The organism is Cohnella sp. (assembly GCF_041640265.1).
Classification (GTDB): Bacteria; Bacillota; Bacilli; order Paenibacillales; family Paenibacillaceae; genus Cohnella.
In genome coordinates, this window is record NZ_JBEQAP010000001.1 from 312,573 (window position 1) to 328,319 (window position 15,747).

12 protein-coding genes are annotated in these 15,747 nt (G+C 45.5%); 1 reads left to right on the forward strand and 11 read right to left on the reverse strand.

Annotated features, from left to right (window positions below):
* Positions 1–217: 217 nt before the first annotated feature.
* The 9 genes from ACESLK_RS01455 to ACESLK_RS01495 all read right to left on the reverse strand — a co-directional run bounded on the left by ACESLK_RS01455 (position 218) and on the right by ACESLK_RS01495 (position 12,501).
* Positions 218–2,935 carry a glycosyl hydrolase family 95 catalytic domain-containing protein gene (locus ACESLK_RS01455; protein WP_372661094.1) on the reverse strand — a complete coding sequence of 906 codons (2,718 nt, stop codon included), beginning with the start codon at positions 2,933–2,935 and terminating at the stop codon, positions 218–220.
* Positions 2,936–3,238: 303 nt separating this feature from the next.
* On the reverse strand, positions 3,239–4,930 hold the full coding sequence (locus tag ACESLK_RS01460; RefSeq protein ID WP_372661098.1) for a hypothetical protein: 1,692 nt from the start codon (positions 4,928–4,930) through the stop codon (positions 3,239–3,241).
* 24 nt (positions 4,931–4,954) lie between these two features.
* On the reverse strand, positions 4,955–5,380 hold the full coding sequence (locus ACESLK_RS01465) for a glycoside hydrolase family 88 protein (RefSeq protein WP_372661101.1): 426 nt from the start codon (positions 5,378–5,380) through the stop codon (positions 4,955–4,957).
* Between the two features lie 84 nt (positions 5,381–5,464).
* A complete protein-coding gene (locus ACESLK_RS01470; RefSeq protein ID WP_372661104.1) occupies positions 5,465–7,789 on the reverse strand; it encodes a helix-turn-helix domain-containing protein in 2,325 nt (774 codons plus the stop codon).
* A 23-nt stretch (positions 7,790–7,812) separates the two neighbouring features.
* Complete coding sequence (locus tag ACESLK_RS01475; protein ID WP_372661107.1) at positions 7,813–9,420, reverse strand: extracellular solute-binding protein; 1,608 nt, start codon at positions 9,418–9,420, stop codon at positions 7,813–7,815.
* 70 nt (positions 9,421–9,490) lie between these two features.
* On the reverse strand, positions 9,491–10,348 hold the full coding sequence (locus ACESLK_RS01480; protein ID WP_372661110.1) for a carbohydrate ABC transporter permease: 858 nt from the start codon (positions 10,346–10,348) through the stop codon (positions 9,491–9,493).
* The gene (locus tag ACESLK_RS01485; RefSeq protein WP_372661112.1) at positions 10,342–11,151 is read right to left on the reverse strand and encodes an ABC transporter permease; all 810 of its coding nucleotides are present in this window, start codon (positions 11,149–11,151) and stop codon (positions 10,342–10,344) included. Before ACESLK_RS01485 ends, ACESLK_RS01480 begins: the two co-directional genes overlap by 7 nt.
* A gap of 506 nt (positions 11,152–11,657) precedes the next feature.
* Positions 11,658–12,188, reverse strand: a complete 531-nt coding sequence (locus ACESLK_RS01490) for a DinB family protein (RefSeq protein WP_372661115.1) — start codon at positions 12,186–12,188, stop codon at positions 11,658–11,660.
* Between the two features lie 22 nt (positions 12,189–12,210).
* Positions 12,211–12,501, reverse strand: a complete 291-nt coding sequence (locus ACESLK_RS01495) for a pentapeptide repeat-containing protein (protein WP_372661118.1) — start codon at positions 12,499–12,501, stop codon at positions 12,211–12,213.
* Positions 12,502–12,703: 202 nt separating this feature from the next.
* On the opposite strand from ACESLK_RS01495, the gene ACESLK_RS01500 reads away from it, so the two are divergent.
* Positions 12,704–13,138, forward strand: a complete 435-nt coding sequence (locus ACESLK_RS01500) for a CBS domain-containing protein (protein WP_372661121.1) — start codon at positions 12,704–12,706, stop codon at positions 13,136–13,138.
* A 130-nt stretch (positions 13,139–13,268) separates the two neighbouring features.
* Here the strand turns inward: ACESLK_RS01500 and ACESLK_RS01505 are convergent, their stop codons facing one another.
* Complete coding sequence (locus ACESLK_RS01505) at positions 13,269–14,756, reverse strand: alpha-L-arabinofuranosidase C-terminal domain-containing protein (protein ID WP_372661124.1); 1,488 nt, start codon at positions 14,754–14,756, stop codon at positions 13,269–13,271.
* A gap of 110 nt (positions 14,757–14,866) precedes the next feature.
* Positions 14,867–15,745: an ABC transporter ATP-binding protein gene (locus tag ACESLK_RS01510; RefSeq protein ID WP_372661127.1), complete on the reverse strand. Its 879-nt coding sequence runs from the start codon at positions 15,743–15,745 to the stop codon at positions 14,867–14,869.
* Positions 15,746–15,747: the final 2 nt, after the last annotated feature.

The window sequence follows — 15,747 nt, forward strand, 5'->3', positions numbered from 1 at the left end:
CCTGTTACCTGTATTTACTACAGTAATTATTGCCTAAAAATGAGATATTCGCCAATCAACCTGCATTTCCTACAGGTAATCAGCCCAAAATCGGCTAAAATGACTAAACTAACCCCAAATACCTGTAGTTTTTGCAGTTCAAACGCATTAAAAACAGTTTTTGGCGAAACAACCTGCACTCTTTACAGTTTCACCTCTCGATTCGAATCAATTACGGCTATCGAACAAAATTAAATATAACAGTAACATCCATACCGGAACTCAGCGTTAAGGGAATATGTTTGCCAAATCCATCGTCAAGAGCCTCTGCCTCACGGTCGTTAACTGTTGCTTTTGCCCAAGGAATGCCCGCTTTTAATTTTATTTGATTATGATCAGCAACTGATTGTAATGTAACACTTACAGTTTTAGATAAGATGTCCCATGATAACTCTCTAACCTCCACCTGGGTTCTCGCCATTAGTCCTTTGATGGATCCCGACTTCCATTCTGAGGGCAGTGCCGGAAGAACCTCTATTTCACCGGTATTCGAGAAGAGCAACGCTTCATTTACTATCCCCACAGTACCAAATGATGTATCGGTGCAATAGCTGTCATTTCTTCTGTTTGTATCATGGTCTGTCATTAAGGAGGTATAATAACCGGCATCCGTCATCATTGGTAGAAGAGAAGAAATTACACCTTCACCATTTTTCAACCTAGCGTAAACTAATGCCTTGTGCATCCAGCCGTGCCCGGCTGTCGCATCCCCTGTATTGTACTTATTTCTGTTTTCAATCGCGATATTTGCAGCTTTAACCAGCTCCATATTGTTCTGCGTTTCATATGCAGGCCATGCCGGGTAGAGATGGCTCAAATGGCGGTGGTTGTTATTTTCAGTATATTCATTCATCGCCCATTCGCGTAAGGCGCCGTCCTTGTCTACCTTGTAATCTGGCAACAGCTTTAGCAAATCTCCCCATTTGACGATTACAGCCTCATATCCGTCGCGTTTTACTGCTTTTTCCATGGCTATAACCATATGCAGACCATCCCGCGCCGCTGAAATATCCATAGTGGCATTTGCCGTAATCGTACTGTTGTATCCGATAGGGTTATTCTCGGGCGAATAAGTAGGGATTATCATATATTTTTCACCCGGATGCAGCGCCGATTTGCCTTTCTCATAGCACGCGCTTCCATTAATATCCGTATAGTATTCCGGCGTGCATAGCTGTTCCCAGAAATTGGCCTGCTTTGTAAGCAGCGGAAGTAAAATATCCTTTTCCAAATCCAAATGTCCCTGCTCGATCAATATTCTAAATTCTTCATCCGTCAGCCCCCCGTCGTTTACACTCAGAAGCGGTTTCAGTTCATGGATCCTCATGTTGTCGTTTATCGGAATCTGCCCGTTACCGTAACACTGCCAATACTCGAAGATGGGAAGCAGACACCAGCTTGCCCCGGCATTCCAATATTCAAACGGGTAATCGTTGTCGTATTCGATATGCATCCCGCGGTCGCCATCTGAGTTAACCGAGATCTGCAAAGCATCATGCATCCCATATGCCATTCGCGCATTGTATTCGAAGTCGGGCGTGTTTCTCAAGAAGAATGTAATATACCCCAGCTGCGCTTGCGTTAAATGGCCTGTATTCATGGGAGAAACCTGCAAATTCACATTGGCGTCAAGCGTGTAGATAGCACGCCAGGCTGGATTCCACTCTCCAGTCCACATTCCGTACAGGCGCGGCGCGCTTGAACCGCTGCAACATATCTGGGCATACCGCCCTTGATTGTAAACCTGCTCCATAAAAGCATGATTTATTTTTGTTTCGGATGCCCTTTGAACGTTGATTAACGCTAAGTTATCTGCGCTCTTGAAATCCTCATCGCCTTGAAGCGTAAAACATACGGCATTAAATTCAGCTGAATGTTTTTTAATATGGGGTGCTAGGGCAGCGTTATAATCGAAATGACCGGAGGTATCTTTATATTTTTCTGCGACAGAATTCGTGTTTTTAAACAGGTTGTCCACTATGGCGTATTGCGTCATTCCAGCAAAATCTTCGATTTTGCCCATATCAAAAGTCCTGTTCGACTGCGTTATTATATATACGACTTCGGCTCCGATCACTTGAATCGCAGGATTCTGCTGCGTTCCAACATTCATAGGTTCATTCGTGTCGGTAAGATCTACTCTCTTCTTCGTTCCGTTAACGACAATAACCTGTGTCAGGCCTGCGTATCCTCCGTCGATCAGCTCGCTTCCCGGATAGGATGGGTAATGGGCAATCTGTGCCATATATTCGGCGTTCGGATCCACCAACTTTTTATAGTGGAGCGCCGTAAGCTCGGAATTTCCATTGCGCGCCTTGTACATACTCGAAACGTCATCAATGGAGATGATCATGTTAATCTTTGCACCGGTGGAGGATTGAACGATCTTCGTAATCGAAACATTGTCCTCTCTGGAAGTAAATGAGGTACGGATCCACACGCCAAACTCATCGGTGTATCGCACACCGGTTTCCGCCGTTTCATAATTCGTCCATCTTTCATAACCGGACACGTTTCCCTTATTATTCATGCTTAGTCTGAGCTGGTGTCCCGGATGGTAGCTGTAATAAAAGGGCCTTCTCCTTGTTTTACCATCCGCATCTGTAATCTTCCATTCATCATTCTGGTTAAATACATTCCATCTAGCATCAGCAAGCTGTCCCGTTAATTGTTCCGGAATCACTCTTGGATCTTGGGAAGGATAGTTGAACCACATATATTGGAAAATGAAGCTGTCCGTATACGGCGATCCTGACGTGATATAACCGTTTTCGCCGTTTCCGCTAACCATACCGTCCCGCCACGCCAATCCTGGATTTGAGGTTGGAACCTCTGTGTAGGTGCTGGCGTAATTTCCTTTTTCGTACATGCGTGCAGTTTCCGACACTTTAGTCATCTATTACTCTCCTAATCTCAATATAATGCTTTTGTAAACGCTTTTTATGATTCTTATTATATCGGGCGGGAGAAGGTTCATGAATCGTTCAGCGCGACACGATTATTTCAATCATGTCGCAATCGCGCAGGTTATCGTGTAATAGACGAATGGAAATAAGATCGGGAATCACTCATGGAGTACCCTTCGGAGGTTACACGCCGCCGCACATTTATTGATGACGACATCTATGCCAATTAAAGATATTGCGAAGAGCGTATCCGCTTTCAAAGAATAGGTTGTCGATCCTTAACGAGAACCCTTCTAATTAATTTCCGTAGGTCTCCTGTTCATAACAAATGCTGTCTCTTCATGCTTATCACCTATTCTCACGATTAACCGGTTGTCGTCATGTTCGATCATTGGTGCGGGTGGAGTCTCATCACTGTCAATCACGAATGAGAACAGGAAGGCTGCTTCTTGCAATAGTCGAAAATCGATACTTCTCCGTTCGCCCGAATAAATGATGAGATCTACATTGAATGTCCGACCGTCATCATGAATTTCCCATTTCAGGGGTGCTTGAAAAACGCTTTCTTCAGTAAAAGCAGCATACCATGTCTGCAGTAGCATACGGATCTTGCCTATCCAAATTACTGCGTCACTGTCATTAGAATCGCCGACTACGCGGTCAAGACAGCCTCCGATCTCCATACGCAATCGAAGGTCCGAAGCTTCGATCACACCGCCCGTCTTGTCCAAGCTCGGATGCGTATCACCACCATCGGTTATAAACTCGACGCCGCACAGAACATGCTGACGGTCCTGCTTGCCGTTGAACACGGCCGAGCAATAATCATAACCGTCATGCAGGCAACGCAATTGCGCATACGTCGCTTGACCTCCATTATCGACGTAAGCCAATAGCGGACGTTTCTGATTCCACATCACCTCCCTGCTATGGCTGCCGACTGAATACTGCGCAGTCATATACGTCGTGGCCCAGGACTCGGTATGATTGGTTGAGTTCACCGCATACAACTGCCGGATTTCCCTTTCCTCAGAAGTGAGGAATGAATCCACATACGGCTCGGGACAGAAAAACCCGCTTTCATACCATTCCTCTTCATAAGGAAGCTTTTCCCATGAGAAGAACATGAGTTTCCCGTTCGTCGCCAATTGAAGAAATGCTTGATTCTCTATACTGAGCAATGTCTGATAACAGCGGGCATGCGGACCGGACCACTGCTTGGAGGCACTATGAAAGTGCTCGGCAACCGAGCTCCATGCCAGATTGAGAAGCTCCTCGCTGAGCCTCTTCGATTCCTCTCCCGTTGTTTCCTTACGTATCTTGGATAATTCCAGAATCGCTATGTAAGTGTACGGCGGACTATTATATTCCTGGAAAGCTCCGCGCTCCATCGTGAACCGATGGAGCTTCTCTAAACGGTTTAGTCCATATTCGGCATAATCGCTCCGGCCGAACCGTTCTCCGGCGATTAGTGTGACAAAAGCGCCCATGATGGCAATATTCGTATAGTGCGGACCTACATCTCGTTTGATGATGGCATCGCATGCGTTGTATATCGATTGGATGACAGAATCTCGCAGTTGTTGCGGGAATCGATCTCCATGCCGCGATAATGCGAGTACAAGCTGCTTCCCGATGAAGTCGGCCCAATTCCAATCTGGCGGGGACATCCGGTCGAGGCTCTCCTCGTAAAACCATGACCATATGCCGAAGGTGCTGCGGCTTCGGTCAGTATCCTGTAAAGAAACGATCTTCTCGATAATGTCGAATGCTCTTTGCTTGTTTTCATCCAATGCCGTATCTAACAATGCAAGCGCGTATCTCATGGATTCGCGGGTTGCATGGATAAAGTCGGCATGTTTAATCGTTGTATGATAACCAGGGCTGCTGAAAGGCGATCTTAGCAAACAAAGCTCCGAATTATAATCAGCATCCTTCGATTTCACAGCATTCAGCAGCATTTGCTTCTGATCTGGTTGTTGCATGAGGACTTCCATCCTTCCAAGTGGTTATTCTGTCAAGATCGACTCTATTAACAATTGCACCGTTAACCCTTGGCCATATAGTGTCGGACATATGCGAACACGATTGTAATCTTCCACGGTCGCCTTTACCGCCGTTCCTCCGGATACGCCAGTTACTTTGCCTTCGGAAGTAATTAATTTAAGTACACTCTCCAGCGTCAATCGGCTCACTGCCAAGTATGAGGGATCCAACATTCTTGACTTGACCGCTTTTATAAATCCACTGGCAATTCCAGCACTCCCGGACGTTTCCTTGTAGTAATCCTGTCTATCCAGAACGGTGTGCCATAAGCCATCTTCTGCTTGACAGTCAGGCAGACCCATTGCAAGCTTCGAATAGCGTTTATTGAGCTCATCCGGTATCTCAATAATCTTTCTTATTTCCATGACAATTTCCGGTACCGCGATCATGACGGAAAAATGACGTTATTGCGAAAACCCCCGGAAATCTCATACGACGCTTCCGGCGCAAGCAATGCGGTAATTCCAATGGGATCACTCCTTGTATTTTTCACGATATTCCGTAGGAGTTAACCCGCTTATTTTCTTGAAAATTCTCACAAAGCTGTTGACGTTCGAATAACCTACCTTCTCTGCGATGGTGCGAATCATTTCATCCGTCCCAACCAACATCTCCATCGCTTTGCTCATTCGATAATCCATTAAGTAGTCGATAAAATTGCATTCCTTCTGTTCCTTGAACAGCTTGCTCAAATAAGACACGCTAAGGCGAAACTCGCTGGCCAACAAGTTTAAGGACATATCGCTGCGATTGTATTGCTGTTGAATGTACAACAGCACCTTATCGATCACTTCATTTCTATCCCGGCTGTTCCGTTTCTCCCTGATCCGTTCAATGAAATGCTCTAGTACATTAACTGTATGTTGCTGCAGATGATCCAGCTGTTCATACTGATTCAGGACGTCGTACATGTCGCGCCCGGGAAGGATTTCTTCCACGTTGACGCCGATTTCCGCAGCTACGGTAGCCACCTCCATCAGACATTGGACGATCAGCTGCATGATCATCTCCGGAGGTACATTCTGCTCTGCGAACAATTCGAACCATTTGCCTACCTGATAGCGCAGCTTCTCGCTGTCAGCCATTTTTACAGAGACGACGATTCCGTCCGTCATCGCGAAAAATCTGTAAAATTGCGGCGATTGGTCGCTCGTAATCTCTTCATTCGTAATAATGGAGTTGCCGCCCATAACCAGCTTGTAACGGAATGCCTCGATCGATTGTTTGTAGGAAAGATGGATGTCGTTAAACGAGTTTACGGAATCTCCAATGCCGACCGTGATCGTCTGATTGAAATATTCCCGGACGAAATTCCGCATTAAGTCCGCTACTGATACTGCCCGCATCACGTTGTACTCAGCCGAATCCTGGTCGCCGAAACTCATAATGACGGCACATTTGCCGTTATCGACTTCCACTGCAATGCCTAGGCTTTCCGCATTCATTAACTCTTCCGCGATATTGCATAAGGCGTAAGCATATAAATGCATATCCTGCATGGTGGCTATTTTGTGCTTATTATCAAATTCAACGTACATCACCACGAACTGGCCGTCTTTCAGACGGATCCCGATTTTATCCATGTAAGACTGCAATGAGCTCCACTTCTTGTCCCGATTGGACAGCAACTCCGTAAGCAGCTGCCATTTCATTAAGGGCTTGCTCTCGTTGACCTGCTTGTACAGCAGTTCCCGATCCTGCAAAATATGCTCCACGGTCGATTCGAAATATTGGAACTCATCCGAATATTTCTGAATCAGGTGTCCTTTAGGGTGAACGGTTAACCGTCCGGTCATCGACTGGATGAAACGGTTAACCGGCTTCAACGTCCATCCGCCAACTACGGCAACGAACAGCATGGACATCACGAACAACACAATCGCAAGTAGAAGCAATCCATATCTGACGACCGATAAAGGCTGATTAAACTGAACCTCGGGGATAAAACGTACGATCTTCCAGCCCGTATAATCCTGATTGACATAAAAGATCGAGGACGGCGTTTGTTCCACTTCAGCGGATATATGTCCATTCGATTGAGTCTTATTCAGAATAGATTGGATATACGGCATCTCGCTTATGTTAATACCGAGAATTTTCTTATCTCTATGAAGCACAACGACACCGTTGGCATCGATGACGAAGGTCTCTCCCTCATCTTGATCAGAGGTTTTTCGAATGAGGTCGTACAGCAATTCTTCCTTAATATTGACGGCGATTGCGCCTTTCCTCACGTCCGGATCCGAGATAAGAGGATAAGTTCTAACAAACGTAACCACATTACGATAAATCGGATAATTCGATTGATCGAGCACGACTCTACGGGTGGACATCCACTTCGAATATCCCTCGAATGGCTCGAAATCGTTAACCCATTGGTAGCTCTGTATGAATTCCTGTTCGTTCAAGAGCGTACCGGACACGAGCTGATGCTTACTGTAGGAATATAAATCGATGGAGAACACATATTCATTGCTGCTCACGACATCGGCAAAATAATTGGAGATGCGAAAGGAGTTGCTTCGGCTTTCCTGCTCGTTAAGCTCATAATCGTAGAACCGGGTAATATCCCTGTTATTTAACATCTGGATCGCCAGCTTATCCATATTCTTCATCGTAAGCTCCAGCTTCTGATCCAATTGTCCAAGCAACTCCATATTCGTATCCGTCAACTGCCGCTTCAATTCTTTATTGAAGAAAATATAAATGGAAAAGATGGAGGACGAGACAAGCAGCAACAAAAGGATCGAAAGAATACCGACTGCCTTGACAAGCCTTTTATTCCGAATCCAATTCACTGTCCCATCCTCCTCCTCAAGGTTTATTTAAAGCTTGCTTTATTGTTCTGGTACCATTGATTGGCGATTTCTTCAGCTTTCGCTCCGCCCAGACGCTCCCATTCCTTGCGGATCTCTCCAAGCGCCCATTCTCCGTTGTATTTCTCTCCCTGCGTTGTCGCTCCAGCTCGGATTTCCTTAATGAACTTGTCAAGCGACGCGCGAATTTCATTGATCTCGTCGAAGTTCGGTTGATAGGGAATATCGCGCCTGAAAGGAACCTTGAGAGCGGTCTCCAATGCAGCCGAATTAAGCTTGGCAATGCGCTGTGACAGCTCATCATCCGCCGCTTGAAGGATTAAGTCCTCCGGCTTAACCGTCTCTTGTCGCAGAACGGCATACTCAGCGGCATACGACGCTTCCTTGTTGTACTTATCCATATCCAATCGTTTGGCAACGCCATCCACAAGCTGGTGATGGACGCCTTCCTCACCGTTTAATAACGTAAACCATCCCTTATCGACAATCCAATCCAGATATTCCACGGCCGCTTTCGGATTTTTCATATTCTTATTAAAAGCGACATAAATAAAAGGGGATGCTTCTTGATACAAGCCATACTTCCCATAAGGGGTCGATACGGCTTCCAGCGGTACGGGATTCGCACTTGGCACGTTTGTAATTAGATCCTTATTTAATGGAGTAAGCCATTGTCCGAGCATAATACCAGCCTTGCCCGTTGTCCACAGCTGATTGCTTCGTTGGTAGTTCGTATCCGTGAAGTACTCAAGATCGACGAGCTTAAGATCAAATAGCTTTTTCTCCATTTCAATGACATCGGCAAACCGATCCAGCGTTGCTCCGTATTTCAGCTTATCCTCTTCCACATACCACTGATAATTGATTGCGCCGTGCAGTGCGGCATAAATATCGCTGGTATTCGCCCCTACAATAGGTGTGCTGTCAGGATAATGTTTCTTAAAGGCCTGCGCCACGGCAATCAATTCATCAACAGTAGTTGGCGCCTTGAGATTCAACGCATCCAGCCAATCTTGCCTGATCCACATTCCGTGGTTAGCAATGGCTGTAATCGGGCGTTTCGTAGTAACAGCATAGATTTTTCCGTCGAACGTAATATGCGGGAGTAACTCCGGATTCTCTTCCAGGTATTTCTTATAGGAGGTACTATACTTTTCGATATACTCACCGATCGGTTGGAGCGCTCCCTGCGTAACCAGCTTCCCGATATAACTGCGGTCGAACTCCCAGATCAGATCAGGCGCCTGATTGGATGCAATAAGCACATTCAACTTATCCTTAGCCTGGCTACGCGGCACGGGGATGATCGATACATCGATGCCCGATTCCTTACGAATCCAGTCTACCCAACGGTTTTCCTCATACGTTCCCTCATCGCTAGAGACTTTGCCTCTATCGAACATGGAGATGCTGACCGTCTTGGGAAGATCGTTATAAGGATCCTTAGTGTCATTCGCACTAGAATCCGCAGCAGTAGAAGCCGGTGGATTGCTTTCTTGTGCCTGATTATTTGCACCTTCGTTGTTCCTGGTGGAACAGGCTGACGTAAGCAGTAATACAATCATACCTACGACGAACAACATTTTCCCCTTGTATTTGCCAAAGATTTCCATACGCAACCTCCCGTAGTAGTTAAATTATATATTAAATAGCGCTCGCGAGTTCGCTATTAATATCGCTAGATTAGCCCTTAACAGAACCCATGAGCACGCCTTTAATGAAGTGCTTCTGCAGAAACGGATATACGCAAAGAATCGGAACGATTGCCAGTACGACTGCCGCAGCCCGAATCCCTTCCGGCGTAATCACGGTCTGCGTCACGCCTTCTCCGCTCCGCAGCATCTCGGGACTGACCAGTTCAATCATCTGATACAGCTTTACCATCAAACTCAACTTATCCGTACTTCGGATATAGATCAGCACATTCATGTAAGAATTCCACCAGCCGACTGCGTAGAACAACGTTAGAGCAGCGATCACAGGCTTGGATAGAGGAAGGATAACCTTCCACAAAATCGTCAGATCATTGGCGCCGTCGATAGACGCAGACTCTTCCAGTTCCTCAGGCAGCCCTTCAAGGAATGACTTCATAACGAACATGTTATAGACGCTAATAAGTGCAGGCAGCCATAAAGACCAATAGGTATTCACCAAACCCAAGCTGTTGATGAGCAAGAAGTTAGGAATGATGCCTCCGCTGAACAGCATCGTGAACAGGATCGCCATCAGGATAACGTTTCTGCCCTTTAGTCTCGATTTGGACAGCGGATAAGCGGCCATTATGGTAAACAGCATATTGAGCACAGTACCTACAACGGTAATGACGACCGTATTCTTCATAGCTACCAACATCTGGCCGTCTCGGAGCAAATTCGTATAGGTGTCCACGTTAAATTCTACCGGCCACATGAATACTTCGCCTGCGGTGATCGCTCTCGTGCTGCTCAACGAAACCGCAAATATATTAATGAAAGGGAACAGGGTGATATATGCACACAACGCCAACAGCAAATAATTCAACCATTGAGAGGTTCTTACCATAATCCACGTTCTCCTAACGCTTTAATAATCCGATTAATAGATACGATAAGAATGAGTGCGATAACCGACTGGAATAAGCCTAAAGCAGTCGTATAGCTGTATTGCAGATCGACAATCCCGCGTGAATATACGTACGTGCTAATGACCTCGGCGACACTCGAGACAGTGGGGTTGCTCAGGGCATACACGTGTTCAAACCCGACATCCATCATCTTTCCGACTTGCAGAATAAGTAGAATGGCGACCGTACTACGAATACCCGGGAGCGTAATGTGCCAAATTTGCCTTAATTTTCCTGCACCATCCATCTTCGACGCTTCATACAGCGTGGGATCAATCGATGCCATGGCCGCCAAATACAATATCGTACCAAATCCAGCTTCTTTCCAAATCCCCGAGAAAATAAAGGAAACCGTCCACCAGAACTTGTCTGCCATGAAATAAATCGGTTCAAGTCCAACGCCTTTCAGCACGTAGTTTAGAATACCTGTGGACGGCGATAACAAAGCGTAAACGATGCTGCCAAGTACGATCCAAGAGATGAAGTGCGGAATGTACAACAAATTTTGCAACGTCCGCTTATACCATTCCAACCGTACCTCATTCAGCATCAACGCCAAAATAATGGGCGCGGGAAAAGCGAACAGAAGCGTATACAAATTCAGCAGAAGCGTATTTTTCAGTACAATATAAAAGTCCCTGCTCGAGAATAACTTCTCGAACTGCTCCAAACCCACCCATGGGCTTCCCCATAATCCATCAGCCAGACGATAGTTTTTGAAAGCGAGGATTTCACCCGCCATAGGGGCATATTTAAAAAGAATCAAATACATAACCACCGGTACCAGCAGCATATACAAAAAACGGTTCCGGGAAGTATATTTCCATACAAACTGCAATGCCATCGCTCCGTTCTGTGTTTGATTGTCGTTTGCATTTTCAGACTAGCACGGTCCTTTAACCATTCAAATCTTCATTTTTTGTTATACTACTCCTTATCCGTACAACGTTGTCCACATTTTTTGTGAAGCTATCCTTTTTTCCTTTTTCGGGACAATAAACGAGAAACGGGCGTGAAAAAGAAGTCACCTACCGTCAAGTAGTTGAACTTCCTTTTCACACCCGTTGCGAATTCCAAAGCGAGAAGCAAATACTCTATCCTTTCCGGATTACCTTATGCCCGGCGGAAAGCTGTCCTTTCACAGTCTATCCAGATATTCCAGACGTATTGTACCGGACGGAACCGTTTCCCTTTCTATTCATACTTGAAATTTGGCATCCTCCTCTGTTTCGTTGAACATTCTCCCTTTTAATTTGATAGAGAATTTTCATTATACCACTTTCTAAGCTGATTAATTTGAGCCTGATGATAGCGGCTATGGTCAGCCATATGCCATAGGCCCCAGCGTATGGTTGCTTGCTTTTCATTTTCATGTCCAAAAGTGACAACTTTATCTAGATCAGCATCTTTTAATTGTGTACATGAATCTTTCAATATTTTTACTACACCTTCATACTTAGACATAAGTGTGTTCAAAGACTTCCCTTTGACCATCGGAAGCCTATTATTTGCATCTATCATGGGGCCATATTGCTCTTTTAAAGGATGAGGAAGTGGTTGTCCTTTCATTCTATAAACCCAATTAAGATCAACATACATGATATGTTTTATTAACTGAGCGGTACTATTAAAGTTGTTATTTGGACCCTTGTAATCTACTTCTTCTTGCGACATGCCATCCGTGATTAATTGTAGACGTTGGCTATTCTCTTCCACAGCAGAATATAATATTCCCACAATAGGCGACATATTTGCTTCACCTTGTAAATCGTAAAGCATCCCAGCTCTTCCTCCCTCGCTCTTATTTAATAATCACGTTGTGTTTACTCAGTAACTCATCAATCGCGATCCCGTTTATGATTAACCCTGTTATATTACAATCAGTGATAGTCACATTGGATAAATCGATAGTTATTTTTGCGCCTGTTAGATTCACATCATTTAAAGTTAACCCTTCTAGATTAGCACAGTTAATTTTTGTTCCTGCTAGATTCACTTCGTTGAACGTGAGTCTCTTCGCGTCCACTTGTTGAAATTTCGAATCTGAAATATCGGTCATTCTCAAATCAACAGTTCCTTTCCACTCTGACATACTCATTTCACTCTCAATTTATATTTTAACCAAGCATAATTTTATTCGATCGTAATGATCCAAAACCCTCTAAATATTGTAAATTCTTTAACATACTCGCTTTGGGAATATTGGAAAAAATAAAAATTCCTTCAGGTTAGCAGCGGGCTGGAATGGGTAAAAACATCTTGTGTTTATGAATTTATAGAAGGGAGGATGTCATATGCAAACAGTAAAAGAAATTATGTCCACCGAGCTTATAACGATCATGCTTAATGAAGACATAATAGAGGCTGCAACCGCCATGAAAGAACAGGATATCGGATTAATACCGGTGGTCGACCAACAGAATAAATGTATTGGCGTCGTTACGGACCGGGATATTGTTATCCGCGGGATAGCCGAAAAAAAGTCTATTTCCCTGAAAGTGGAGGATATTATTAGTAATAATATCATTTCCGTTAATCCTGATACCGACGTTCAACAAGTCACCGAGCTGATGGCAAAAGAACAAGTGCGCCGATTACCGGTCATAGAAAACGACCAAATTGTTGGCATTGTTTCGATGGCCGATTTGGCGAATGAAACGTCGAAGCAGAAAGCCGGCGAAGCGATTAGCGGTATTTCTAGGCCTACGGACAAACATAGTCAAGGGTAAGCATGATCAATACTATAGGGCAATTAGAATAGTAAACTCTCAAAAAAGCAGCTGATAATCTCAGTTGCTTTTTTGACAGAAATGTCCGGTGATCATAAAAACGTAGATTTATGTTCAAGTACATATTTAGTTACCTGATTACCAAAACGTTAACGGAATGAGGCTGAAGTTCGACAGTAAGATCGGATTGCGTATTCCGCTTCAAAGACTGTTCCACGACACGAACTTGCTCTTTTCCAATATCGTTATAAGCGTCTTTCGATTCGCCGACCACACTATGGAGAACAGCATTCGAATACTGGATTGCACTGCCAAGCTGCAGGGTGACGGATTCCGTCCGGTCCGGATGGCGATTAACCAGAGCAATTCGCAAATCGTTGCTTCCCATCCGTTTGGTGGCAACTGCATCTATATGAGGGACGCTCGTTGTCTTGCCAGCCATCTCCACATCGAAAGCCGAATTTTCCGAAAGCCAAGAGTCAACGACGATATCTCCCAGATGGCGGGTATAGAGCTCAAACACAAAGTAACTGGATCTCAGGACGATCCCGTCTTGATGCGTAAAGATGGCTCCTCTTGTATTGACGGTCGGGGCAAAATTCGCCATTCCGACAACATCGCTATGTTTGTGACACTGATTTAAGAAACAGGCTGTAAACACGGCATCCGCCATGGTGTAGCTGGAATTGATGTCGTTCTTATCCCTTGGCGTTAAGTAATCCTCGGTTCCGGAGTTAATATGCGGATGATGCCAACCCCGAAGATTCCATTCGTCATAGGCAATACGAATTCTGCCCAGATAGCCGAGCGAGCCGAGAATATTTTTCGTCTTTAGAATTGGCTTCTCAATTTCCATGGTATAAGCCATACAAGTTTCATAGTTCGATAAATCGTTGACTTGGCCCAGATGATCCCAATAGTCGTGAATCGAAATCCAATCCAGATAATTCCCCGCTTCCCGCAGCAAATTCAGATTCCAATCCAAGTCCGAAATGCTCGCTGCCAGGAGCTCGATGTTAGGATCGACCCGCTTCATCATTTTGGCCGACTCTTTGACGAAACGCCCCCATTCCCTGACGTTCTTGGCTCCCATTTCCCAATCGCCATAATTTTCATTGCCGATGCTCCAATATTTCACTTTATAGGGCTCGGCATGGCCGTTTTCAATACGGAGCTTCGCCCATTTTCCTTCGGAAGGGAGGTTGCAGTATTCAACCCAATCGCTCATTTCTTCCGGCGAAGCAGTTCCGGCATTCGTGCAAATATAAGGCTCGGCGCCTACCAAGCGGCAATATTCCATAAATTCGTCCGTGCCGAACAGATTCGATTCCTCTACCCGCCACGCCTTGTCAAAGTAAGGAGTGCGCTGCTTTCCTACTGCATCTTTCCAGTGGTAGGCCGATACAAAGCATCCGCCGGGCCAGCGAATAATGGGAACCTCGATTCGTCTGAGCGCTTCCACAACATCCTGACGATATCCGCTGCCGTCGGAAAACGCGGATGCCGGATCAAAGATTCCCCCATAAATTTGCCGATGAAAATGCTCCAGAAAATGCCCGAAAATTTTTTTGTCTCTTTTGCCAAGCTCTCGTCTTGGATTGATTTCCAATTTGGACATTGTTACACGCTCCATAATCAGATAATTTACGTGTGCGTACACAGTTATAATATTTTGCGCAGTTAATGAACATTAAACATGCTCATACCTACAAATGCCACCCTCCCGCATTACCCCGGTGGATAAAGAATGATTTTTCCTTCTTCCATCGCTACGCGGACTTTGTTGTGGGATTTGAATTCATCGGCCTCCAAAAAACCGGAAGGAATTTGCAATCGTCCTACTTTGTCAATTACCACGTATTCGTCGTGGCTTTGTTTATCCGCCTCCGAGCTTTCCAACTCCATGGCGCTAAGCTCATCGGTATACGATTGTCGGCGGATCATTTCCGAGGAAGTTTTTCCGTCGCGGATCGCCACAACGCGATCCACCTTGAGAGCCAGCAGCGGATCATGTGTCACAATAACGATTGTGACGCCAATCTCGCGGTTTAAGCTGCGGAACAGATCGAGAATTTGGTTGGACATTTTCGAATCCAGAGCCCCTGTCGGCTCGTCGGCCAGAAGCAGCTTGGGCTCGTTGGCAAGCGCAATGGCAATCGCAACCCGCTGCTGTTCGCCTCCCGACAGTTCGTTAAGCTTGTTTTTCACCCGGTGCCCGAGACCGACCGCTTCGAGCAGCTCCCTTGCGCGCAGCCGCTTTTGTTTACCTGTGAGCAAGATAGGCAGCTCCACATTCTCCAGAGCCGTTAAATATGGAATCAGGTTGCGCGCGTTGTTCTGCCATACGAATCCGACGCTTTCCCGCTTGTAACGAATCAAATCGCGTTCCGTAAATTTAAGCAAATCTTTTCCCGCGACATGCAGCTTACCCGCCGATGGCTTATCGAGACCTCCGAGCATATTAAGCAGTGTGGATTTGCCGCTGCCGCTGTTACCGATTATGGCCATCAGCTCACCGGCTTCCACGCGCAGGTCGAGTCCTTGCAGTGCAACAACTTCCAGATCAGCTGTTTTATAAATTTTTACTAAGCCTTCGCAAAGGATCATCC

Coding starts and splice junctions, on each gene's coding strand:
- ACESLK_RS01475 (WP_372661107.1), bottom strand. CDS start 9,420: ATGGAAATCTTTGGCAAATACAAGGGGAAAATGTTGTTCGTCGTAGGT.
- ACESLK_RS01505 (WP_372661124.1), bottom strand. CDS start 14,756: ATGTCCAAATTGGAAATCAATCCAAGACGAGAGCTTGGCAAAAGAGAC.
- ACESLK_RS01500 (WP_372661121.1), top strand. CDS start 12,704: ATGCAAACAGTAAAAGAAATTATGTCCACCGAGCTTATAACGATCATG.
- ACESLK_RS01455 (WP_372661094.1), bottom strand. CDS start 2,935: ATGACTAAAGTGTCGGAAACTGCACGCATGTACGAAAAAGGAAATTAC.
- ACESLK_RS01485 (WP_372661112.1), bottom strand. CDS start 11,151: ATGGCGGGTGAAATCCTCGCTTTCAAAAACTATCGTCTGGCTGATGGA.
- ACESLK_RS01490 (WP_372661115.1), bottom strand. CDS start 12,188: ATGCTTTACGATTTACAAGGTGAAGCAAATATGTCGCCTATTGTGGGA.
- ACESLK_RS01495 (WP_372661118.1), bottom strand. CDS start 12,501: ATGTCAGAGTGGAAAGGAACTGTTGATTTGAGAATGACCGATATTTCA.
- ACESLK_RS01510 (WP_372661127.1), bottom strand. CDS start 15,745: ATGATCCTTTGCGAAGGCTTAGTAAAAATTTATAAAACAGCTGATCTG.
- ACESLK_RS01465 (WP_372661101.1), bottom strand. CDS start 5,380: ATGATCGCGGTACCGGAAATTGTCATGGAAATAAGAAAGATTATTGAG.
- ACESLK_RS01460 (WP_372661098.1), bottom strand. CDS start 4,930: ATGCAACAACCAGATCAGAAGCAAATGCTGCTGAATGCTGTGAAATCG.
- ACESLK_RS01480 (WP_372661110.1), bottom strand. CDS start 10,348: ATGGTAAGAACCTCTCAATGGTTGAATTATTTGCTGTTGGCGTTGTGT.